Consider the following 20,262-nt stretch of genomic DNA (forward strand, 5'->3'; position numbering starts at 1 on the left):
GCGCTGAGGATGGCGCCCATGGCGCAGCAATGCACGGCGCCTCTCCAAGGCCTGGATGGCCTGAAAGGGCAGGCTGTTACAGCTGCGTCTGCGGCGCGCTGTCCCAGCCGGCCTCGTAGTCGCGCGCCAGGCGTTGCAATTGCAGGCGCACGCTGGCGGCCATGGACAGGTAGTGCTTGGGGCCCAGCACCTGCCTGAGCTCGGCCTGCGTGGCGTAGCCCACGGCCTTGCGCTGGGTGCGGCGGATGTGCTGGCTGCGCTGCCAGCGGGCCTCGACGGCGGGCAGGTCTTGCGCGCAGACGATGGCGTCCTCGGGGTGCATCAGCATGTGCGCGGCAATCTTTTGCTGGTGGCGCTGCAGCACTTGCTGCACTGGCGTGCGGGCCGGCAGGCGCTCCAGATAGACCGGCGGCTCGTACTGGAAGGGCGAGGGGCTTTCCCACTGCGTGATGATGACGCTGCCCGATTCGAGCAGGGTTTCGCAGGTGAGCATGGCCTGGGTCTTCCATTGCCCGCGCAGGGCCTGCAGCGCAAAGCCCAGCAGGCCCGGCCATTGGGGCTTGACGACGAAGGCGGCCACGCCGGTCTCGCCGCGCGCGTCGGTGTAGATGCGCACCAGGGTGCGCTGGCCGAGCAGCTTGGACAGGCCGTTGGCCTCGGCATCGGCCAGGTGGCGCAGGCCGGCGGCGCTCAGGGCCGCGCCGATCTTGTCGATCAGGCGGCGCTGCCCGGCCGGGTAGTCGCCAGCTTGCACGGTGCGCAGGCCGCAGGCGCCCTTGTAGGCTTCGTTGAGGAACAGCTGGGCGATGGAGATGGCCTGCTGCGTGCGGGCGTCGCCGGCCTCGGCGCTGGCCGCGCCCTGGCTGGCGGGCGCGGTCTGCTTGCGCCTGAGGCTGCTGCGGCGTTTTTTCCCCTTCTCCGCGCTGGGCAGTTGAACGTGTTGCACGACCGTTTGCTGGGGCGCGTCTGGCTGCGGCTGCGCCGGGGCGCTGACTGCACCGGCCGCGTTGGCTGTGCTGGTGGCTGTACTGGCGTAGTGCGCTGCGTTTGTGTCTTCCGCCAGCTCGGCCTGGGCGGCGCTGGCCTGGGCCGCCGCCGGGGCGGGCTGGGCCTGTTGAGCCTGGCTGTGGGGGCCTTCGTCCAGGCTGTCGGCCAACGCCGTGCTCATGCCCTCGCAGGAGCAGGCTTCGCTGCTGCCGCCGCAGCCGCCTTCCTGCGAGCGGCGGAGCAGCTTTTGCACGTGGGCGTAGCCGGGGTGGCGCGGGTCCATCAGCGCCAGCACGCGCTCGTAAGTGGCCACGGCCTGCTCGAACTGGCCCAGCTCGTGCAGGCACATGCCCACGCGGGTGGCGATGCTGGGCTGCTCGCTCAGCGCCAGGCAGCGCTGCCAGTCGGCGCAGGCGTGTTCCAGGCCTGCGCGCTCATAGTAGTGCCCGTGCGAGGTGCGCACCACTTGCTCGGGCGGCAGCTGCGCGGCCTGGGCCGGCTCGAGCAGGGCCAGCTGGCGCAGGCGGTGCGCGCGCTGCTTGAGCAGGTCGATGCGATCAGGCGCGAGGGCGATGGCGCGCTCGAGCAGCAGCTGGGCCTCGCGCAGTTTTTCCGCTGGCGGCGCGGGCTGCTGCGCCAGGGTCTGGGCCAGCAGCGCCAGCACGTCGGCGTTGTCGGGCTCCAGGGCGCGCAGGCGGCGCAGCAGCGCCTCGTTGCGACGCGCCACATGGCGGTCGAGCTCTTGCTGGCGCTCTTGCAAGGCTGCGGCCTCGGCCGCGTCCAGGGCGCTGGTGTCGATGTCCAGCCGATCGCCGCGCTGGCCCACGCGCACCTGCAGCAGCGCGGCCTGTACGTGGTCGGGCCGGTGCTTGAGCGTGGCCTGCAGCGCCTCGCGCAGTGCCTCGAGCCGGCCCAGCTGCTGCAGCAGGCAGGCGCGCTGCCAGTGCAGCTCGGCGTTCTGCGGCGCCTGGGCGCACAGGGCCTGGACGGCGTGCAGCTTGCGCTCCAGCAGGGCGCGCTGTTCGGCGTCGGCGGCTTCGATCGGCGGTGGCACGAAAGTGCTGACCATGTTCCTCACTCCTTGGGCTCTTGTCTTGTATTGCAGCCTCTGGCGCGGGGCGCGCCAGAGGCCTTGCGAGGCGCATCATAGAGCGTGTTGTGCATTTTGCGCCCGATCTGGCGGCCTGGCGCTGTTGCTGCGCCGCCATGGATGGTCTGCGCGCATCGGCAGCCGAACACGGCGCGCGGTGATTCGTGCAGGCCTTGCCTGTGCCGCCTCAAGAGTTGGGCGTGTGCGCCCGGTCGCGCTGGGCAAAGGCTTGCAGGCGCTGGGCGTAGTCGGTCAGCACCATCGGGTCCTGCGGGGCCATGGGCACGCCCAGCAGCTCGGCCAGGCGCTGGCGGCCGAGCTCGCCGTGGCGCATCAGCTCGTCCACCAGGGCCAGCAGCTTTTGGCGGTGCGCGGTGATGAGCGCCGTGCTGCGCTGCATCTGCGTCTGCAGGATGGCTTCAATGGCCAGGTTGCTGGGCTGCACGTCGGTGTTGAGGTGCTCGTTCGTTTCGCTGGTCACATCGGTGCGCGCCAGGCGCTCGCCATAGCCGAGAAAGCGCACGAAGCGGCTGGCGTATTCGGTGGCGTGCTGGATGTCCTGCTCGGCGCCGCTGGAGCAAGCATCGGCGCCGAAGACCACGCCCTCGGCCGCGCGCCCGGCCAGGCAGACGGCGATGCGGTCCAGCCAGTTGCTGCGCGACCACGATTGCAGGTCGCTGAACATGGCGTAGCCGCCCTCGAAGCTGGCGACGTTGATGCGGATTTCCTGCGGCGCGCTGCCAAACAGCAGCGCATGCACCAGGCCGTGGCCGGCCTCGTGCACGGCCAGCAGGGCGCGAAAGTCGCTGAGCGTGCGCTGGCGCAGCGTGCGCACTTCAAAGGCCACGGGGCAGTGCAGCTGCTGGCCCTGCGCGTGCGCGCACAGGCTTTGGCCGTCCGCGCCCAGCCGCACCTCGACGGTGCTGCCCGCGGGCGCGCCCAGGCCCAGGGCCCAGACGGCGGCATTGACCAGCGGCGTGCCCAGCACGGCATGCAGGGTGGAGAACAGCGGCCGCGTGCCCTGGGCGGGGAAGACGCCGTTGGCGTAAATCTCGCGGCGCACCTCGGGCGTGATGACAAAGTGCAGCCCGGTGCTGCGCTGCATTTGCTCGGTGTACTGCGCGCAGTGCTCGTCGATGATGCGCGTGTAGGCGGCGCGGTTGAGCGAGGGGTAGATCAGGTGCTGATTGCCCAGGCGCGCGACCTGCTCGGGCTTGAAGCGCCGCGCCAGCGCGCGTTTGACGTCGATGAGCGAGAGCCGCAGGCTGTGGCTGTGGAACACGTCGGCGTCGGTGTCGCAGTCCTCCACGCGCCGCGCCAGCGATTCGTACATTTCGTCCAGGTTGCCGCAGACGAAGATCAGCAGGCGGCTGTAGTCCGTCTCCCAGCTTTGCTCGCTGCCGCGCACGCGCGCCAGCTCCTGCTCGACGCGCTCGGGCGGCCAGGCCATGATCTCCAGCAGCGGCTCCTTGAGCTTGAGCGCGCGCTTGAGCGACTGGGCCTCGTAGGCGCTCACGCGCAGCGGCTTCTTGGCCTGCGCGCGGCGCTCGCCGGGGCTGCGCTGCTGCTCGTCGTAGCGCGCTTCGGCCAGGGTCGATTCCAGCTCGCCCAGGAAGGAGACCGAGGGCGGCAGACGCCCGTCCGAGAGCAGGGCCCAGACATCCTGATAGCGCTGCACTTCGACTTCCTGGCGTTGCTCGTTGAGGGTGCGGTAGCGCTGGAATTCGTCCAGCACCAGAATGCCCGGCTCGCCCTCGTCGATGCCCGAGCTCTCCAGAATGCGCGAGATGCTGCCAGCGCCGTGCCAGCTGCTGGTGCCGTGGGAGAAGCCGTCCATCTGCACTTCCACGAAGCGGTCGTAGAAGCCCAGCTTGCGCGCCAGCGAGCGCGTGAGCTGGGTTTTGCCCGTGCCGGTCAGCCCCCACAGGCAGACGATCACCGGGCGCTGGATCAGCTCGGGCATGACGTACCAGGCGCGGATGGTGTCGATCACGCGGTCGATGATGGCGTCGATGCCAAACAGCTCCTGCTTGAGCTGCTGGGCGGCCTGCTGCAAAGCGTGGCTGCGCGCGGCCATGCGCTGCATCAGCTGCTGGCGCTCGGCGTCTTCTGCGGCGGGCAGGGCCGCTGCGTCTTGCCGTGCCGCGCTGGCTTTGTCTGTGTCGTTGCCTTTGTGTGGCTTGGTCTGCGATGTCATGGGCGTGAAGAGGCAGGCCAGAGCGCCGCCGCCTGGCCGCAATGTTTGGTTTTTGGGGCGAGGACGTTACTCGGCGCTGGCCCAGTCGCGTGTGCGGATGCTGCGCTGCAAGGCCATGCGCTCGGCCCGGCGCTGGGCGCCCTGGCTGCGCATGTGCTTGCCGCCAGCGCCTGTGCTGGCCTTGGCGGCCAGGGCCCGGGCATAGGGGTTGCGCACCGGCAGGCTGGCTGCAGGCAAGGTGTGCCGCGTCGGGCGGGATGTTTGGGCGCGGCTGGCGCCCGCAGTGGGGTTGGCACGCATGTGCTGCTCCAGAAAGTCGAAAACCCTGGACAGAAGAACCTGCCAGGGTTTGCCCCGGCTGGGTGCGGCGGTGCGCATCCAGCCAGGGCGGTGTGGAGCGCACGAGTCAGTGAAGAGGCGAACAGAGCATGGGGCAGCTCTTGTGGATGAGGGGGGCGGGGGCTCAAGAAGGCGCGCATTGTGCCAAGCCCTGTGCCAGCAGGGCAAGGGCTGCTGGCGCTGAGGGGGCCGGCGGGGCCGGGGAAGGCAGGGCGGCTGTTGCTTTTGCGCAGCAGCGGGGGCGCAAAGTTGCCTTACACGCGCTACGGCCGCCGCCGGCGCGGGCGCCATTCGCTGACCAGCACGCCGATGACGATCAGCACCGCGCCGGCAATGGCCAGCGGCGGCAGGCGGTCGCCGGCGATGCGCCCGGCCACGCCGCCCCAGACGGGCTCGCCCGCGTAGATCAGCGTGGCGCGCGTGGGCGAGACGGTTTTCTGCGCCCAGTTCATGACCAGCTGGATGACGATGCTGGAGCAGGCCATGCCGACGGCTGCCAGCAGCCAGACCCAGGAGAAGGCCGGCACGGCCTCGCCCGCCAGCGGCATGGCCAGCCAGGCCAGCAGCCCGGCTGCCAGCAGCTGCACCACGGTCACGCGCCGCACGTCCACCTTGCCGGCAAAAAAGCCGATCAGGATGACTTCACCCGCAATGCCCAGCGCGCCCAGCAGGGTGGCCCACTCTCCCGCCTCCATCTGCAGGCCCAGGCCAGCCTCGGGCCCGGCCAGCAGCACCAGCCCGGTGAAGGCAAAGGCCACGCCCAGCAGGCTCATGGCATGGGGCGGGCGGCGCAGCACCAGCCATTGCAGCAGCGGCACCAGCGGCACATACATGGCGGTGATGAAGGCCGATTGGCTGCTGCTGATGGTTTGCAGGCCATAGGTCTGCAGGCCGTAGCCGATGAAGATGCTGGCGCCGATGGCGCTGCCGGCGAGCAGCTCCTGGCGCGTCAGGCCGCGCATGGCGCGCCAGAAGACCAGCGCGCCCAGCAAGGCGGCGGTGACAAAGCGCAGGCCGACGAAGAACATTGGCCCGCTGTGGCGCATGGCCGCATGCACGACGACGAAGGTCGTGCCCCAGACCATGGTGATGAGGATCAGCGCCAGCTCCTGGCGCGAAAACCAGGCGGGCCGGCAGGGCTGGCCGGCGCTGGGCGCTGGGGCTGGGGGCAGCACAGGCATGGGAACAGGTGCAGCGGGAGAGCCGACCGCACGCCTGTGTCAGCGTTGCTGCGGCTGCTGGCCCAGCTCCAGCGGGCGCAGCTGGGCAGCCAGCGCGTGCAGCACGGCGTTGACGTATTTGTGGCCATCGGTGCCGCCAAAGGCCTTGGCCAGTTCCACGTATTCGTTGATGACGACTTTCCAGGGCACGTCCGGCGCGTGCTGGAATTCGTACACGCCCATCCACATGATGGCGTGCTCGATGGGCGAGAGCTCGCCCAGCGGGCGGTCCAGCACCGGGGCGATGGTGGCGTCCAGCGCGGCGGCCTGCTCGATGCAGCCGTGGAGCAGGGCGTCGTACAGCGCCGAGTCGGCCTTGTGAAAGCCGCTGAGGCCGCGCGTGAACTGGTCGATTTCGCGCGCCTCGTTCTTGCCCACCAGGCGTTGGTACAGAGCCTGCAGGGCAAATTCGCGCGCGCGGCTGCGGGCGCTTTTCTTGCTGCTGGGGGTGGGGGGCTGGGCAGCGGGGCTCATTCGTCCCCCATGGCGACCAGGCCAATCAGGTTGGCCATTTCGACGGCGGTGCGTGCGGCATCTGCGCCTTTTTCCGTCTGCCGCGCCACAGCCTGGGCCGTGTTCTCCACGGTCAGGATGGCGTTGGCGATGGGGATGCCGTAATCCAGGCCCACGCGCGTGACGCCGGCGCCCGATTCGTTGGCCACCAGCTCGAAGTGGTAGGTCTCGCCGCGGATGATGCAGCCCAGCGCGATCATGGCGTCGTAGCCGTCCGTCTCGGCCAGGGCTTGCAGCGCCACGGGCACTTCCAGCGCGCCGGGCACGCGCAGGTGGGTGATGTCCTCGGCGGCCACACCCAGCGCGAGCAGCTCGGCATGGGCGGCGTCGAACAGCGCCTGGGTGATGTCTTCGTTGAAGCGCGCCTGCACGATGGCAATGCGCAGCTGGCTGCCGTCTAGCAATGCGGCAGCGCCTTGGCCTTTGTTGGCACCGAGCATGGGTCAGTCCTTGTTGATGAATCCGGTGATTTCGAGTTTGTAGCCTGCGGCGATGCTGGGCAGGCGCCGCGGCTGGCCCATCAGGCGCATGCGGCCCACGCCCAGGTGGCGCAGGATTTGCGCGCCGATGCCGTAGGTGCGCAAGTCCATGCGGCCGCGCGCCGGGGCGTGGCTGGGCTGGGCGCGGCCTTCGAGCTGATCGAGCAGCTGCGCGCCGCTCTCGCCGCAGTTGAGCAGCACCATCGCGCCCTTGCCCTGCTGCTGGATGTAGCGCAGGCTGGCGTCCAGGCTCCAGGAGTGCAGGCCGCGCTGGGCGTCGAGCACGTCCAGCACGGACAGCGGCTCGTGCACGCGCACGGCGATTTCCTCCTGCTCGTCCCAGCTGCCCTTGACCAGCGCCAGGTGCAGCGCGCGATCGAGCCGATCCTGGTAGGCGTGCACGGTGAATTCGCCCCAGTGCGTCACCAGCGGGCGGGAGCTGACGCGCTCGATCAGCGATTCGTTGCTGCTGCGGTATTGGATCAGGTCGGCGATGGTGCCGATCTTCAGCCCATGCTCGGCGGCAAAGAGCTGCAGGTCGGGCAGGCGCGCCATGGTGCCGTCGTCCTTCATGATTTCGCAGATCACGCTGGCGGGCATCAGGCCGGCCAGCCGCGCCAGGTCGCAGCCGGCCTCGGTGTGGCCGGCGCGCACCAGCACGCCGCCGTCCACGGCCTGCACCGGGAAGATGTGGCCGGGCTGCACCAGGTCGCTGGCCTGGGCGTTGGGGGCCACGGCCACGGCGATGGTGCGGGCGCGGTCGGCCGCGGAGATGCCGGTGGTCACGCCCTCGGCCGCCTCGATCGAGACGGTGAAGGCGGTGTCGAACTGCGTGCCATTGCGCTTGGCCATGGGCGGCAGGTTCAGCAGCGCGCAGCGCTCGCGCGTGAGCGTCAGGCACACCAGGCCGCGCGCGTGGCGGGCCATGAAGTTGATGGCCTCAGCGCTGACGTGCTCGGCGGCCAGCACCAGGTCGCCTTCGTTTTCGCGGTCTTCCTCGTCGATGAGCACCACCATCTTGCCGGCGCGGATGTCGGCGATGATGTCCTCAATGGGGGAAATGGGGGCGGGGGCGGCACTGGACATGGCAAAAGAACGGCTGTCTGGCACCCTGACGCAGCCAGAGTGTTCAGGGGGGCGGAAAAAAGCCCCCGATTGTATCGGCAGCAGGCGCGGCGGCCGGGATGCGGCACAATAGCCGGCGCGCGAGGCGCGGTGAGCGCCTGGCGTTTTGTTTTCAGGAGCCGGGCCATGCAGAACGCCAATGACAATGAAGTGATCGAGGTGCAGGCGCGCCAGCTGGATGCCAAGGAGCTGAGCGACCTCAAGCTGCTGGGCTGGATCAGCTATGGCATGCACCTGGCGGTGGCCATTTGCGCCGTGCTGCCGGGGTTGCAGCCCAGCCTGCTGCTGCTGTTGCTGGCGCTGATCCTGGATGTGGTCAAGAGCCCGGACGCGCAGGGCAGCTGGCAGCAAAGCCACTTCGAGTGGCGCATCCGCAGCGTGGGCTGGTCGCTGTTCTGGTATGTGCTGACTTGGCCGCTGTTCCTGTTGCTCTACATCCCGGGCCTGGTGGCGTGGTTCTTCGTCTCGCTGTGGTTCTTGGTGCGCATCGTGCGCGGCATGGTGGCCATGAACCAGAACCGGGCCATCACTGCCTGAGCGCAGACCAAATTTTTCACGGACGCTGCGCCATGACGCCTGTGCCCAAAAAAGACCGATCCATCAAAGTGTTCAACCTGGCCCTGCAGGGCGGAGGCTCGCACGGGGCTTTTACCTGGGGCGTGCTCGACGCGCTGCTGGAAGCGGGCAATTGCCGCTTCGACGGCATCAGCGGCACCAGCGCCGGGGCCATGAATGCCACCGTGCTGGCCGCAGGCTTTGCCCAGGCCGCCGAGCTGGGCCTGACCGATGCGCGCCAGGCCCATGCGCGCGGCTGTGAGCTGGCGCGCCAGGCGTTGCGCACTTTCTGGGAGGCCGTGGGCACGCTGGGGGTGTTTCTCAACGCCTCGCCGCCGAACATGGCCGCGCAGTGGATGCCCTGGCTCAAGCCGTTGATGGTGCCGCCGCTCTCGCCGGCGCAGACCAACCCGATGGACATCAACCCGCTGCGCACGCTGCTGCGCCGGCTGATTGATTTCGAGGCCATCCTGCGTCATCAGGGCCAAGGTCTGGTGCCGCAGTTGTTCATTGGCGCAACCAATGTGCGCACCGGGCGCAGCAAGGTATTCGAAGGCGAGCAAGTCAGCCTGGATGCGTTGATGGCCTCGGCCTGCCTGCCGCAGCTGTTCAACGCCGTGGAAATCGATGGCGAGCATTACTGGGATGGCGGCTATTCGGGCAATCCGGCCATTTATCCGCTGATCTACCATGCCCAGGCCGACGACGTGCTGCTGGTGCAGATCAACCCCATTGAAACCAATGCAGTGCCCCGAACCATGACCGAGATTCAGGAGCGCATCAACGAAGTCACCTTCAACGCCAGTCTGCTGGCCGAGCTGCGCGCCATCGAGTTCGTGCGACGCCTGCTGGATGAAGGCCGACTTGAGCCCGGCCGCTACAAGGCCATGCGCATGCACCGCATTGATGGCGGCGCGCTGCTCGAACCCTTTGGCAGCGACAGCAAGCTGCGCGCCGACATCCGCTTTTTGCAGGATTTGTTCGCCCTGGGCCGCACGGCCGCCCAGCAGTGGCTGCAACAGCACTATGCCGACGTTGGCGTGCGCGCCACTTTGTGAATTTTTCATCACCTCCCATCAGGACAGCGCCCATGCCCCCCACCCCCGATGCCCACCAGGGCCACGCGCCGGACTGCATCTTCTGCAAGATCGCAGCCGGGCAAATCCCCGCGCAAAAGCTCTACGAGGACGAGGAGCTTCTTGCCTTCGACGACATCAACCCGGCCGCGCCGGTGCACTTTCTCATCATCCCCAAGCGCCACCTGCCTTCGCTGGCCCATGCCGGGCCGGCTGACGCCCCGCTGCTGGGCAAGATACTGGCCAAGGCGCCCGAGCTGGCCTTGCAGCGCGGCTGCAATCCCTATCCGCAAGGGGGCTTTCGCGTGGTCATCAACACCGGCGAGGAGGGCGGGCAGGAGGTGCACCACCTGCACGTGCACGTCATGGGCGGGCCGCGCCCCTGGCGCAAGTAAGCGCCCTGAAGTAAGCGCCCTGAACAGGCTCAGGCAAGGCCGGCGAGCTTGGCTCAGGGCCGAGGGCCGCAGGTTCGGCGCTGCGCACACAGGGCTGCAGGGCGATGCATGCCCCGTGGCGGCAATGGCCCTGGCATGGGCGGCATACAATGGCCGGCTATGCCGTGGCGAGGGCAAGACAGTGGCCACGGCACAGCGGCGGCAGGCGCGGCAAGCGCTGCCTGCCACGCACGCATGAACCTCATGAATGAAAGGAAACGACATGGGCAGTTTTTCCATTTGGCATTGGCTGGTGGTGTTGCTGGTGGTAGTGCTGGTCTTTGGCACCAAGAAGCTGCGCAACATCGGCAGCGACCTGGGCGGGGCCGTCAAGGGCTTCAAGGAAGGCATGCGTGAAGGCGGGCAGGATGCGCCGGCCAATGGCACGGTCGCCGGCGCCCAGCAGGTGCAGGACCAGAGCCAGCACCCGGTGGCCCGCGAGACCATCGAGGTCTCGGCCAAGGAAAAGAGCTGAAAGCACCGGGCCTGCCGCATAGCCTGCCCATGCGCGCGCCCTGGGCCTTGATGCCCCAGGGCGCTGCCTTGTGTGGATCTGCGGCGGCGACCATGACGGCACAGCATGTTTGATCTGGGTATTTCCAAGATGGTGATGATCGGCGTGGTCGCGCTGATCGTCATCGGCCCTGAGCGCCTGCCGCGCGTGGCGCGCACGGTCGGCGCCTTGCTGGGCAAGGCGCAGCGCTACGTCAACGAGGTCAAGCGCGAGGTCAACCAGGCCATGGAGCTCGATGAGCTGCGCAAGGTCAAGACCAGCGTGGAAGAGGCCGCGCGCGACTTGGAGCATTCGGTGCGCACGCACGCCAGCGACTTCCAAAAGGAGGTCGATACCCTCTCGAAGGACTTGCAGGACATGCAATCCTGGGAGGAGGGCTCGATGCAGCAGGACGAGGCCGCCAGCGCCGCGCCCGAGGACGACGGGCTGGAGGACGCCAGCAAGCGCGCCTTCGTCACGGCCGTGGCGCCGGTGTCGGCTCCCGTGGCGCGCAAGAACTGGCGCCTGCGCCGCCAGGCCGTGCCGCAGTGGTACAAGGCGCGCCAGCAGGTGCGCCGCAGCCTGCGCTCCAGCGCCGCGCGCGGCCATGCCGGCGCGGCAGGCCAGCCCAGCAGGTCAGCCCGGCGGCAGCAAATCCTTCCATAGTGCGCACAGGCCCTAATTCCCCCTGACCGACAGAGCCGCCCGCAGCAGGCCGTGCGCCATGGCCATGCTGCGGCGGCGGCGTCTCTTTCCCCCATGGCATCCCCATCCCACGACCACGACGAACTCGCAGGCACCGAGCAGCCCTTTGTCCAGCACCTGATGGAACTGCGCAATCGCCTGATCTACTGCATCCTGGGCCTGGCGGTCGCCATAGGCCTGCTGCTGGCCTGGCCCGGCCCCAGCACCCTGATCGACTGGATCGCCATGCCCATCCGGGCGCACATGCCGCCCGATGCCAAGCTCATCGCCGTCGGGGTGCTGACGCCGTTTCTCGTGCCGCTGAAGGTGCTGTTCATGACGGCGGTGCTGCTGACCCTGCCCTGGCTGGTCTACCAGGCCTGGGCATTCGTGGCCCCGGGCCTGTACAGCCACGAAAAACGCTTTGCGCTGCCGCTGATCCTGATGGGCAGCGTGCTGGCCTATGTGGGCATTGCCTTCGTGCAGTGGTTCGTGCTGGACAAGATGTTCGGCTTCATCCAGCGCTTCTCGCCCGAAAGCGTGGCCGCCACGCCCGACGTGGCCTCCTACGTCAGCGTCATCCTCTCGCTGTACATCGCCTTTGCGCTGGCCTTTCAGGTGCCCATCGTCGTTTTGCTGCTGGTGCGCTTCGAGCTGGTGACCGTGGCCAAGCTGCGCTCCTTCCGGGGCTATTTCGCGGTGCTGGCCTTCGTCATCGCAGCCATCGTCACGCCGCCGGATGTGCTGTCGCAGGTCACCCTGGCCGTGCCCATGTGTTTGCTCTATGAGGTTGGCATCTGGGCCTCGCGCTGGTTCGTGCGGCCCAGCGCCGATTCGGGCGAGCAGGGCTGAGTCAGCCGGCTACACGCCTCATCGCCGCGCCATGCGCTCTGCAGCAGCGCTTGGAGCGTGTGCTGCTCGAACGTTGACAAATCCAAGACCTGACCGCTGACTGGCATCGCCATCTCGCAGGTGGCTCTCGCCATGCCCGCGAAGGCGGGCATCTAGCGCCCCCTTGCGCACGAGAGGGGATTGGCCAACGGCAGCGCCGCCCCGTCAACGTCGCCCTGTCAGCGCCGCAACTGGACACCCGCCTTCGCGGGTGTGACGAGAACCAGCGGCGCTTGCAGGAAATGTCTTCATCAAAATCGAAACCGCGCTAGCGGCGGCGCTGCTGGCGCGTGGTGGCCGGGCGCTCGCTGGGGGTGACGCTGATGCGCTGCGCCTGGCCGGCGCGCTCGACCGTCAGGTGCGTGGGCACCTGCGGCTTGAGCATGGCCACGCTGGCCAGCAGCTGCGGCACATCGTGCACCGGCCGATCGCCCACGGCGGTGATGACATCGCCCGGGCGGATGCCCGCCTGCGCCGCGGGGCTGTGCTGCAGCACGCCCGTGACGATGACGCCGCTGCTGCTGCGCGCGCCCGTGGCCTGGGCCAGCTCTGGCGTCAGCGGGTCAGAGACCAGGCCCAGCCAGCCGCGCACCACGCGCCCGTTGCGCAGCACGCTGTCGAGCACGAACTGCGCCGAGTCGGTCGGGATGGCAAAGCCAATGCCCATGTTGCCGCCGGACTTGGAAAAGATCACCGTGTTGATGCCCACCAGCTCGCCAGCGGTGTTGACCAGCGCCCCGCCGGAGTTTCCCGGGTTGATGGCCGCGTCGGTCTGGATGAAATTCTCGAAGATGTTCAGCCCCAGGTGGTTGCGGCCCAGGGCGCTGATGATGCCGCTGGTGACGGTTTGCCCCACGCCGAACGGATTGCCAATGGCCAGCACCGTATCGCCAATGGCCATGGCGTTGGCATTGCCCATGCGGATGGCGGGCAGGCCGCTGGCCTGGATCTTGAGCACGGCCAGGTCGGAGTCGGGGTCGCTGCCGATGACCTGGGCGCTGAACTCGCGGCCATCGTGCAGCGTAACGGAAATCGTGTCTGCCCCCTCGACCACGTGGTGGTTGGTGAGCAAATGGCCATCGGCGCTGACGATCACGCCGCTGCCCAGCCCGCTGCGCGAGCTGTTGGGCACCTCGCCGAAAAAGTAGCGGAAGAACGGATCATTGGCGTAGGGATGGTGCACCGTGGTGCGGGTGTCGATGCTGACCACCGAAGGCGCGGCGCGCTGCGCGGCCTGGCGCAGGCTGCCTGCCTCGGCCGGGGTCGGCCCCAGAGCCGCGCCGGGCGCAGGGGCAGGGGCAGCGGGGGCGGCCAGCCTGCCCTGGGCGGCAGGTGCTGCGGTGGCCGGCGCATCAGCCAGCCATTGCGGCCTGAGCGTGGCGACGATGAAATACCCGGCCAGCATGACCGTGACGGTTTGCGAGAAGAAAAGCCAGTAGCGACGCATGGGGAGACAATGGATGCAATGCCTGTGGGGCGGGCCTGAAAACAGGCCGCAGCATAGCGCGATCCACAGCACCGCTGGCCCGCGCGAGAGGCAAAGCCCCCGGTGGGTTTTGAACAGGTTCAGAGAAAGGAGCGCCGCATGTTTCGTTCATGGCATCCCTGTTTGCTGGCCCTTGGCTTGGCCATGGCCGCCTGCAGCAGCCCAGGGCCGGGCGCTTCGCCCCCGGCTGCTGGCGCTGCGGTGGTGGTGGCACCACCCGCATCGCCGCAGCACCCCATCCAGGGGCCTTGCGCACACGCCTGCACCGAGCAGTACGACCCCGTTTGCGCCAGCATCGAGCACAACGGGCGCCGCTACCGGCAGACCTACAGCAATGCCTGCTGGGTCTGCGTGCCGCAAGGCCGCGTCCTGGCCATAGAGCCAGGCCCCTGCGGCCAGGCGCTGCAGCGCCAGTGAGTGTCGCAGCGCCAAGGCGAGCTATCCCACCCCTCCTGTTCAGGCTTTCAGGCTTTTTTCAGGCAGCAGGCTCAGCCCAGTTCTCGATGCGCACCGGATAGCCTGCGAAATTGGCCTCATTGTTGGTGACCAGCGTGGCATCAAGCGACAGGGCGTGGGCGGCGATGAGTTTGTCCATGTCGTTGCGCTGGCGCGTGCTGTGCATGGCGATCTGGGCAAAGGCCCTGGCTGCCTGGGCGTCGAAGGACAGCACTTGCAGGCGCTGCAGGATGATCTCCAACTGCGCCATGCGCTGGTATTTGAGCGCGCCGTGTTCCAGCTCGGCCAGCGTGATGCTGCTGATGGCAACCTCGCTGGAGTAGCAGGCATTGAGCCGCCGAATGACCTGGGGCGGCTGCCCCAAGGCCAGGTAGATGCAGATGTTGGTATCCAGCAGGTAGCGGATCATGGGGCGCCGCCCCAGTCACGCTCCGTGTACGCACCGCCGGTTTCCCGCTCCCACACGCCGTCATCGGGCGCCAGGGCGGCGAACAGCTCGGCCAGCCCGTCCAGCTTTTGCCCCTTGGGCCGGATGCGCAGTTCATCGCCCACGCGCTCGATCAGCAGCTCCACGTTGTCGGGCGCAAAGCCCATGCCCGCGGGAATGCGCACGGCCAGCGAGTTGCCGTTCTTGAACTGGCGGGTGGTGGTGGCGGTGGACATGGGGCAACTCCTTGTGTTATGCGCGATGTGTGCATTGTACATACGGCTTTCTGGGCAAGCCATGCGCCAGCCAGCGTGCTGTCTTAGAGCGGTTTCGATTCTGATGAAGACACTTCCTGCAAGCGCCGCTTGTTCTCGTCACACCCGCGAAGGCGGGTGTCCAGTTGCGGTGCTGACAGGAGCGACGCTGCCGTTGGCCAATCCTCCTGCTCGCGCGCAAGGGCGGCGCTGGATGCCCGCCTTCGCGGGCATGACGAGAGCCGCTTGCGAGATGGCGATGCCAGTCAGCGCCCAGGTTTTGGATTTGTCAACGTTCGAGCAGAACACGCTCTAGCTTGTTCAAAAGCTTGACGCAAGGATGTTGCCGGCAGAGGCCCCAAGGCACAAAACGCAGCCATCGCCCTGAGGCCATGGCTGCGTCTTTTTGCTGGGGTCTCGCCCCAGAGCCGCACTTTTCGGCCCATGCCGGGCCTTGGGGCAGAGGCTGTCAGCGGATGAAGCCCCAGAGGTTGCGCCTGCCGTTTTCCGCGCCCTGGTCGTTGGCGTCGGTGGGCAGCTCGCTGTAGAGCGTCCAGTAGATGGCGGCTGCGCCGCCGTTGTTGTTCAGCGCCGCCTGCACGTCATACACCAGCGTGGGGCCCAGCAGGTTGCGGCTGCCGGTCAGCGTCCGGTCTTCGCTGCTGACGAGGCTGTGGGTGGCGGCGCTGTAGTGGCGCCACAAACCGTCTTCCCTCAGGTACAGCACGTCGCCGCGCCGGTTGATGACGCGCCGCTCGAGGCTGGACAGCCGCGTGGCGCTGCACAGCGGCTCGGGCAGGTCCTTGCGGTTGATGGCGCCGTCGGGTGTGCGCACGTACAACCCGCAGGCGTTGCTGAAGCTGCTCAGGTCGTGGTCCTTGTAGCGGATGAAGTCGTAGGCCAGCACTTCGCCCGCGTTGGTGATGCCCAGCAGATAGAGGGCGTCGCGGCGGAAGCTGCTTTGGATGTCGGAGTCGGTTTTGCCATAGATCTGCTGCCTGACCTGGCTGGCCTGCCAGGGCTGGCCAGCGGCGCTGGAGACGGCCAGGTGGCGGTCGAAGCGGTACACAGGGCCGTCCGAGACGGACTGCGCCCAGTCCACCGCCGCCAGACCGCGGTGCACGCGCACGCGGCCCAGCAGGGCGCTGGCCGAGGGGCCCGCCGTGTCGATGCGCTGCGCCGCGCCAAAGCCTGCACTGAGCGTGCCGCGCGCCACCACGACCTGGCTGTGCTTGCTGTCGCGCGGCACGGTGCCGGCCCAGACCATGTTGCCGTTGTTGTCCAGGTCAAAGCTGGCGCGCACGTTGAAGGTCTCTCTGCTGTGCTCGGCAAAGATGTGGCGCCGCCAGACGGGGGCGCTGGCCAGGCGCCAGCTCACGGCGGTGTGCGCCACAGTGGGGTCAAGCAGGGGCGGGGTGCCGCGGCGCTGCATCCAGTAGGTGTGCATGATGGCCACGTTGCCGGCGTTGTCCACGCGCAGCTGCACGGGGTCGGTCAAGTAGGCGGCCCGGACATCGGCCTTGAGCGGCATGTCGGTTACCACCTGCGGCGCGCTCCAGGTGCTGGTGGCGGGGTCGTATTGCGACAGGTACAGGTAGTAGCACCGGTTGGGCGCCTTGTCGTAGGCCGTGGCGCTGCACGCATCGCCGCTGACCCACGCCACGGCCGCATGGCCGTTGGCAGGCGACATGGCCACGCGGGTATAGGCGGCGCGCTCGTGAATGTGCACTTCGTGCGTGGGCAGGGTGCTGCTGCCCAGGACTTGAGAGGGCCCCCAGCTGACCTGGCCTGTCGCGTCGACCTTGCCGCGCACGACGTGGATGGCCGATTGCGCCTCGCCTGCAACGGGCGTCTGGCCGCGCAGCGGCAGCGGCTTGACTGCCAGCATCAGGGCGTTGTTGTCGTTGTCCACCGCCACGCCGACCCCGCCAGGCCGCACGGGGCGCGCCCGCAGGTTATCGCCCAGAACCTCGCCCGGGGCATACATCTGGCTGGCGCGCCATGGGTTGGCCGCGGGCGTTGGCGCTGGAGCAGGAGCAGGAGCAGGAGCAGGAGCAGGAGCAGGAGCAGGAGCAGGAGCTGGTGCAGGAGCTGGTGCAGGAGCTGGTGCAGGTGCAGGTGCAGGTGCAGGTGCAGGCGGCGTTGGTGCCGGCGCAGGCGTTGGCGCTGGAGTGGGCGCCGGTGTCGGGGCAGGTGTTGGCGCCGGTGTCGGCGCAGGCGCCGGGGCAGGTGTCGGCGTCGGCCCTGGAGTGGGTACTGGCGCGGGGGTTGGCGCAGGCGCTGGGGCGGGAGTGGGCGCTGGCGTTGGCTCATCGTCCCCACCACCGCCACAAGCCGTCATGGCCGCAGAGGCGAACAGCGCCGCCAGAGCATGCAAGCGTCGGTGGCTGGCGTGCCAGGGGGCTGGGCGGGTGGATGGTTGGCTTGCCTGAGTCTCGCCCAGTGGTGCAACAGGCGGTGTATGCATGGTCACTCCCTCAAAGATCAAAAAAGCGGCGTTCGGCCGGCAACGCCCATTGTCAGCGTCGGCGGTGCGCACAGCCACTTGGGGATTACTCTGAGAGCCTGTTCAAAGTCTCTGCACGGCTGGCAAGAAAGTGGATTTGGGCGGCCTGCTGCGTTTTGCGCCTTGCGGCCCATCCCAAGCCACTTTTTGCCCGCTCGCGCCGAGACTTTGCGCAGGCTCTGACGCCACGGCACTGACCTTGCCTGCACGGCTTTGGGCGGCACGCCGTGTGCAGAGGCAAGGTTTCGCCTTTGCAAGCCGAGCTTTCCTGGCTTGTGCCGCGATGGGCGCTGTCATTCACCGGGCATTGATCCAGACCACTTCGCCAGGGTGGTGCTCGGCCACGGTGTCCAGCGCGGCGGCCAGTTGGCTGCGGTGGCGCGGGTCGATGTCGTGGCCGAAGACGGTCAAATCCAGCCCCCGCGCGCGCCAGGACTGGATTTCGCCTGCCGTGAGCACGCTGGCGCCGACCCACACCGGATGCGCTCCGGTGTCGATCAGGGCGCGCAGCGATTCAAAGCCCTGGCGGGTGGTGGCGAGGATGACCATGCGGGCGCGGCTTTGCCAGTAGGTTCGATCAAGGCCTGATCATGGCCCGCCCAAGCCCCGCTCAAGCCTTCTGGATCGGGATATAGACCTCCCCGCCGCCGGCGGCGAATTCTTTGGATTTTTCATCCATGCCGGCCTTGAGCGCCTCTTGCTCGCTCAAGCCCTTGGCGGCGGCGAAGTCGCGCACTTCCTGCGTGATCTTCATGGAGCAGAACTTGGGGCCGCACATGCTGCAAAAGTGCGCGGTTTTGCTGCTGTCCTTGGGCAGGGTTTCGTCGTGGAATTCGCGCGCGGTGTCCGGGTCCAGGCCGAGGTTGAACTGGTCTTCCCAGCGGAATTCGAAGCGCGCCTTGCTGATGGCGTCGTCGCGCGCGCGGGCGGCCGGGTGGCCTTTGGCCACGTCGGCGGCGTGGGCGGCGATTTTGTAGGCGATGATGCCTTGCTTCACATCATCGCGGTCGGGCAGGCCCAAGTGTTCCTTGGGCGTGACGTAGCACAGCATGGCCGTGCCCATCCAGCCGATCATGGCCGCGCCGATGGCGCTGGCGATGTGGTCGTAGCCGGGGGCGATGTCGATGGTCAGCGGCCCCAGGGTGTAGAACGGCGCTTCGTGGCAGTGTTTGAGCTGCTCGGTCATGTTCTCCTGGATCATGTGCATGGGCACGTGGCCGGGGCCTTCGATCATGGTTTGCACGTCGTGCTTCCAGGCGATTTGCGTCAGCTCGCCCAGGGTGCGCAGCTCGGCGAACTGGGCTTCGTCGTTGGCGTCCGATGCGCAGCCGGGGCGCAGGCCGTCGCCCAGGCTGAAGCTGACGTCATACGCCTTCATGATTTCGCAGATTTCCTCGAAGTGGGTGTAGAGGAAGCTCTCCTTGTGGTGCGCAATGCACCACTTGGCCATGATGGAGCCGCCGCGGCTGACGATGCCCGTCACCCGGTTGGCGGTGAGGTGGATGAAGGGCAGGCGCACGCCGGCGTGGATGGTGAAGTAGTCCACGCCCTGCTCGGCCTGCTCGATCAGCGTGTCGCGGAAGATTTCCCAGGTCAGGTCTTCGGCGATGCCGCCCACTTTTTCCAGCGCCTGGTAAATGGGCACGGTGCCGATGGGCACGGGGCTGTTGCGGATGATCCAGTCGCGCGTGGTGTGGATGTTCTTGCCGGTGGACAAGTCCATCACCGTGTCGCCGCCCCAGCGGATGGACCAGACGAGCTTTTCCACTTCTTCCTCAATGCTGCTGGTCACGGCCGAGTTGCCGATGTTGGCGTTGATCTTCACGCGGAAGTTGCGGCCGATGATCATCGGCTCGATCTCCGGGTGGTTGATGTTGGCCGGGATGATGGCGCGCCCGCGCGCCACTTCGTCGCGCACGAACTCGGGCGTGATGACATCGGGGATCACCGCGCCCATCGGGTTGCCCCGGCGGCGCGCCTCGCGCGCGGCATCGCCCAGGTGCTCGCGCAGCCACTGCATGCGGCCGTTCTCGCGCAGGGCGATGTATTCCATCTCCGGCGTGATGATGCCTTGGCGCGCGTAGTGCATTTGCGTGACGTTGGCCCCAGCCTTGGCGCGGCGCGGCTGGCGTTGCAGCCCGGCCGCTTCGCGCCGCAGTTGGGCGATGCGCTCGGCATCGCGCCCTTCGTGCTTGCCGCCATCGTCCAGGATGTGGGCCAGGCGGCCGGCGTAGGTTTCGGTGTCGCCGCGCTCCTCGATCCACGCCTGGCGCAGCGCGGGCAGGCCACGGCGCACGTCGATTTGCGCCTGCGGGTCGGTGTAGGGGCCGCTGGTGTCGTACACGCTGGCCTGCGCGCCGTTGGTCAGTTGGATGTCGCGCACGGGCACGCGGATGTCTGGGCGCGAGCCTTGCAGATAGGCTTTGCTGGAGGCAGGCAGCGGCTCGCGCGTGAGCGCCAGCAACTGCTTGAGGGAAGAGAGTTTTTCAGGTGCGTTCATGGGGCCTCGCAATCAGGGGGAAAGTCGCTTCTTCACCCCGGAGGCCCGGCCCGCTGCGGCTGCCAGGCCCCAGGAAGCGATTCCAAGGGCCTGCGCTGCATGGGCCGCATTGGCGGCTGCCAGCTCATCCTTACGCCGGTACTAACCGGATCAAGTTGACGGGTTCGGCGCTGGGCCATCTCAGCGCGCCTTTGGGGCCGGTGTTCAGAGCCGACTCCCAAGGCGCGCACCCCGGAGTGCGGCGCGCATCATACCGCTGGCGCTGCCGCCCGGGCCTCCGGTCAATCCCGCAGCAGGCTGCCCAAGGCGTGCTTTCAAGGCCGTGCTTTTAGAGCGTGCTCTGCTCGAACGTTGACAACTCCAAGGCCTGGCCGCTGACTGGCATCGCAATTTCGCAGCTCGCTCCCGTTATGCCCGCGAAGGCGGGCATCCAGCGCCACTCTTGTGCACGAGAGGGGATTGGCAAACGGCAGCGACGTCTGTCAGCGCGTTGCGACTGGACGCCCGCCTTCGCGGGCGTGACGAGAACAGGCGGCGCTTGCAGGAGCTG

General features: G+C 68.0%; 21 protein-coding genes and 1 riboswitch. Of the genes, 8 read left to right on the forward strand and 13 right to left on the reverse strand.

The features are described 5' to 3' along the window. Positions 1-76: 76 nt before the first annotated feature. The 7 genes from CK625_RS11505 to ribBA form a co-directional block, all read right to left on the reverse strand. A complete protein-coding gene (locus tag CK625_RS11505; RefSeq protein ID WP_095540469.1) occupies positions 77-2,056 on the reverse strand; it encodes a hypothetical protein in 1,980 nt (659 codons plus the stop codon). 208 nt (positions 2,057-2,264) lie between these two features. Further along, positions 2,265-4,274, reverse strand: coding sequence for an AAA family ATPase (locus CK625_RS11510; protein ID WP_095540470.1), 2,010 nt, complete (start codon positions 4,272-4,274; stop codon positions 2,265-2,267). Positions 4,275-4,340: 66 nt separating this feature from the next. Beyond that, positions 4,341-4,574, reverse strand: coding sequence for a hypothetical protein (locus tag CK625_RS11515; RefSeq protein WP_095556810.1), 234 nt, complete (start codon positions 4,572-4,574; stop codon positions 4,341-4,343). Positions 4,575-4,876: 302 nt separating this feature from the next. After that, the gene (locus CK625_RS11520) at positions 4,877-5,794 is read right to left on the reverse strand and encodes a DMT family transporter (RefSeq protein WP_095540472.1); all 918 of its coding nucleotides are present in this window, start codon (positions 5,792-5,794) and stop codon (positions 4,877-4,879) included. 39 nt (positions 5,795-5,833) lie between these two features. After that, complete coding sequence (gene nusB / locus CK625_RS11525) at positions 5,834-6,307, reverse strand: transcription antitermination factor NusB (RefSeq protein WP_095540473.1); 474 nt, start codon at positions 6,305-6,307, stop codon at positions 5,834-5,836. Then, positions 6,304-6,786 carry a 6,7-dimethyl-8-ribityllumazine synthase gene (ribH, locus tag CK625_RS11530; RefSeq protein ID WP_095540474.1) on the reverse strand — a complete coding sequence of 161 codons (483 nt, stop codon included), beginning with the start codon at positions 6,784-6,786 and terminating at the stop codon, positions 6,304-6,306. The genes nusB and ribH overlap by 4 nt, the downstream gene beginning before the upstream one ends. A gap of 3 nt (positions 6,787-6,789) precedes the next feature. Beyond that, positions 6,790-7,911 (reverse strand): bifunctional 3,4-dihydroxy-2-butanone-4-phosphate synthase/GTP cyclohydrolase II, encoded by a 1,122-nt coding sequence (gene ribBA / locus CK625_RS11535; RefSeq protein WP_095540475.1) that lies wholly within the window; start codon positions 7,909-7,911, stop codon positions 6,790-6,792. A gap of 165 nt (positions 7,912-8,076) precedes the next feature. Between ribBA and CK625_RS11540 the strand changes: the two genes are divergently transcribed. The 6 genes from CK625_RS11540 to tatC all read left to right on the forward strand — a co-directional run bounded on the left by CK625_RS11540 (position 8,077) and on the right by tatC (position 12,044). After that, on the forward strand, positions 8,077-8,487 hold the full coding sequence (locus tag CK625_RS11540) for a DUF4870 family protein (RefSeq protein WP_095540476.1): 411 nt from the start codon (positions 8,077-8,079) through the stop codon (positions 8,485-8,487). Positions 8,488-8,519: 32 nt separating this feature from the next. Further along, on the forward strand, positions 8,520-9,563 hold the full coding sequence (locus CK625_RS11545) for a patatin-like phospholipase family protein (protein ID WP_095540477.1): 1,044 nt from the start codon (positions 8,520-8,522) through the stop codon (positions 9,561-9,563). A gap of 32 nt (positions 9,564-9,595) precedes the next feature. Continuing rightward, complete coding sequence (locus CK625_RS11550; protein WP_095540478.1) at positions 9,596-9,976, forward strand: histidine triad nucleotide-binding protein; 381 nt, start codon at positions 9,596-9,598, stop codon at positions 9,974-9,976. 262 nt (positions 9,977-10,238) lie between these two features. Continuing rightward, positions 10,239-10,490, forward strand: a complete 252-nt coding sequence (gene tatA / locus CK625_RS11555; RefSeq protein ID WP_095540479.1) for a Sec-independent protein translocase subunit TatA — start codon at positions 10,239-10,241, stop codon at positions 10,488-10,490. 105 nt (positions 10,491-10,595) lie between these two features. Then, positions 10,596-11,174, forward strand: a complete 579-nt coding sequence (tatB, locus tag CK625_RS11560) for a Sec-independent protein translocase protein TatB (RefSeq protein ID WP_095540480.1) — start codon at positions 10,596-10,598, stop codon at positions 11,172-11,174. Positions 11,175-11,267: 93 nt separating this feature from the next. Next, a complete protein-coding gene (gene tatC, locus CK625_RS11565) occupies positions 11,268-12,044 on the forward strand; it encodes a twin-arginine translocase subunit TatC (protein WP_095540481.1) in 777 nt (258 codons plus the stop codon). 307 nt (positions 12,045-12,351) lie between these two features. Here tatC and CK625_RS11570 read toward each other — a convergent pair whose 3' ends face one another. Continuing rightward, positions 12,352-13,530 (reverse strand): trypsin-like peptidase domain-containing protein, encoded by a 1,179-nt coding sequence (locus tag CK625_RS11570; protein ID WP_095540482.1) that lies wholly within the window; start codon positions 13,528-13,530, stop codon positions 12,352-12,354. Between the two features lie 138 nt (positions 13,531-13,668). On the opposite strand from CK625_RS11570, the gene CK625_RS11575 reads away from it, so the two are divergent. After that, the gene (locus CK625_RS11575; protein ID WP_143326269.1) at positions 13,669-13,986 is read left to right on the forward strand and encodes a hypothetical protein; all 318 of its coding nucleotides are present in this window, start codon (positions 13,669-13,671) and stop codon (positions 13,984-13,986) included. A 58-nt stretch (positions 13,987-14,044) separates the two neighbouring features. On the opposite strand, the gene CK625_RS11580 is transcribed toward CK625_RS11575, so the two are convergent. The 3 genes from CK625_RS11580 to CK625_RS13945 all read right to left on the reverse strand — a co-directional run bounded on the left by CK625_RS11580 (position 14,045) and on the right by CK625_RS13945 (position 16,693). After that, a complete protein-coding gene (locus CK625_RS11580) occupies positions 14,045-14,434 on the reverse strand; it encodes a type II toxin-antitoxin system VapC family toxin (protein WP_095540484.1) in 390 nt (129 codons plus the stop codon). Next, complete coding sequence (locus CK625_RS11585; RefSeq protein WP_095540485.1) at positions 14,431-14,688, reverse strand: antitoxin; 258 nt, start codon at positions 14,686-14,688, stop codon at positions 14,431-14,433. Before CK625_RS11585 ends, CK625_RS11580 begins: the two co-directional genes overlap by 4 nt. A 487-nt stretch (positions 14,689-15,175) precedes the next feature. Beyond that, entirely contained in the window at positions 15,176-16,693 is a 1,518-nt protein-coding gene (locus CK625_RS13945) for a hypothetical protein (RefSeq protein WP_095557229.1), read from the reverse strand. Positions 16,694-16,725: 32 nt separating this feature from the next. On the opposite strand from CK625_RS13945, the gene CK625_RS14225 reads away from it, so the two are divergent. After that, positions 16,726-17,409: a hypothetical protein gene (locus CK625_RS14225; protein ID WP_275250573.1), complete on the forward strand. Its 684-nt coding sequence runs from the start codon at positions 16,726-16,728 to the stop codon at positions 17,407-17,409. 100 nt (positions 17,410-17,509) lie between these two features. Here CK625_RS14225 and CK625_RS11595 read toward each other — a convergent pair whose 3' ends face one another. Together CK625_RS11595 and thiC are read right to left on the reverse strand one after the other, a co-directional pair. Then, positions 17,510-17,761 (reverse strand): hypothetical protein, encoded by a 252-nt coding sequence (locus CK625_RS11595; protein ID WP_095540486.1) that lies wholly within the window; start codon positions 17,759-17,761, stop codon positions 17,510-17,512. Positions 17,762-17,822: 61 nt separating this feature from the next. Next, the gene (gene thiC / locus CK625_RS11600; RefSeq protein WP_095540487.1) at positions 17,823-19,712 is read right to left on the reverse strand and encodes a phosphomethylpyrimidine synthase ThiC; all 1,890 of its coding nucleotides are present in this window, start codon (positions 19,710-19,712) and stop codon (positions 17,823-17,825) included. Between the two features lie 109 nt (positions 19,713-19,821). Continuing rightward, positions 19,822-19,956, reverse strand: a riboswitch (TPP riboswitch). Between the last annotated feature and the right edge of the window lie 306 nt (positions 19,957-20,262).

The sequence above is a fragment of the Vandammella animalimorsus genome, assembly GCF_002285265.1.
GTDB lineage: Bacteria > Pseudomonadota > Gammaproteobacteria > Burkholderiales > Burkholderiaceae_C > Lampropedia.

Excerpts from the sequence above, each read along its gene's own strand:
- CK625_RS11550 (WP_095540478.1), top strand. The coding sequence starts at position 9,596 with ATGCCCCCCACCCCCGATGCCCACCAGGGCCACGCGCCGGACTGCATC.
- CK625_RS11520 (WP_095540472.1), bottom strand. The coding sequence starts at position 5,794 with ATGCCTGTGCTGCCCCCAGCCCCAGCGCCCAGCGCCGGCCAGCCCTGC.
- CK625_RS11580 (WP_095540484.1), bottom strand. The coding sequence starts at position 14,434 with ATGATCCGCTACCTGCTGGATACCAACATCTGCATCTACCTGGCCTTG.
- nusB (WP_095540473.1), bottom strand. The coding sequence starts at position 6,307 with ATGAGCCCCGCTGCCCAGCCCCCCACCCCCAGCAGCAAGAAAAGCGCC.
- CK625_RS11545 (WP_095540477.1), top strand. The coding sequence starts at position 8,520 with ATGACGCCTGTGCCCAAAAAAGACCGATCCATCAAAGTGTTCAACCTG.
- CK625_RS11540 (WP_095540476.1), top strand. The coding sequence starts at position 8,077 with ATGCAGAACGCCAATGACAATGAAGTGATCGAGGTGCAGGCGCGCCAG.
- CK625_RS11595 (WP_095540486.1), bottom strand. The coding sequence starts at position 17,761 with ATGGTCATCCTCGCCACCACCCGCCAGGGCTTTGAATCGCTGCGCGCC.
- CK625_RS13945 (WP_095557229.1), bottom strand. The coding sequence starts at position 16,693 with ATGTATGCCCCGGGCGAGGTTCTGGGCGATAACCTGCGGGCGCGCCCC.
- CK625_RS11515 (WP_095556810.1), bottom strand. The coding sequence starts at position 4,574 with ATGCGTGCCAACCCCACTGCGGGCGCCAGCCGCGCCCAAACATCCCGC.
- ribBA (WP_095540475.1), bottom strand. The coding sequence starts at position 7,911 with ATGTCCAGTGCCGCCCCCGCCCCCATTTCCCCCATTGAGGACATCATC.
- CK625_RS11570 (WP_095540482.1), bottom strand. The coding sequence starts at position 13,530 with ATGCGTCGCTACTGGCTTTTCTTCTCGCAAACCGTCACGGTCATGCTG.
- tatB (WP_095540480.1), top strand. The coding sequence starts at position 10,596 with ATGTTTGATCTGGGTATTTCCAAGATGGTGATGATCGGCGTGGTCGCG.
- tatC (WP_095540481.1), top strand. The coding sequence starts at position 11,268 with ATGGCATCCCCATCCCACGACCACGACGAACTCGCAGGCACCGAGCAG.
- CK625_RS11505 (WP_095540469.1), bottom strand. The coding sequence starts at position 2,056 with ATGGTCAGCACTTTCGTGCCACCGCCGATCGAAGCCGCCGACGCCGAA.
- tatA (WP_095540479.1), top strand. The coding sequence starts at position 10,239 with ATGGGCAGTTTTTCCATTTGGCATTGGCTGGTGGTGTTGCTGGTGGTA.
- thiC (WP_095540487.1), bottom strand. The coding sequence starts at position 19,712 with ATGAACGCACCTGAAAAACTCTCTTCCCTCAAGCAGTTGCTGGCGCTC.
- CK625_RS11510 (WP_095540470.1), bottom strand. The coding sequence starts at position 4,274 with ATGACATCGCAGACCAAGCCACACAAAGGCAACGACACAGACAAAGCC.
- ribH (WP_095540474.1), bottom strand. The coding sequence starts at position 6,786 with ATGCTCGGTGCCAACAAAGGCCAAGGCGCTGCCGCATTGCTAGACGGC.
- CK625_RS11585 (WP_095540485.1), bottom strand. The coding sequence starts at position 14,688 with ATGTCCACCGCCACCACCACCCGCCAGTTCAAGAACGGCAACTCGCTG.
- CK625_RS11575 (WP_143326269.1), top strand. The coding sequence starts at position 13,669 with ATGTTTCGTTCATGGCATCCCTGTTTGCTGGCCCTTGGCTTGGCCATG.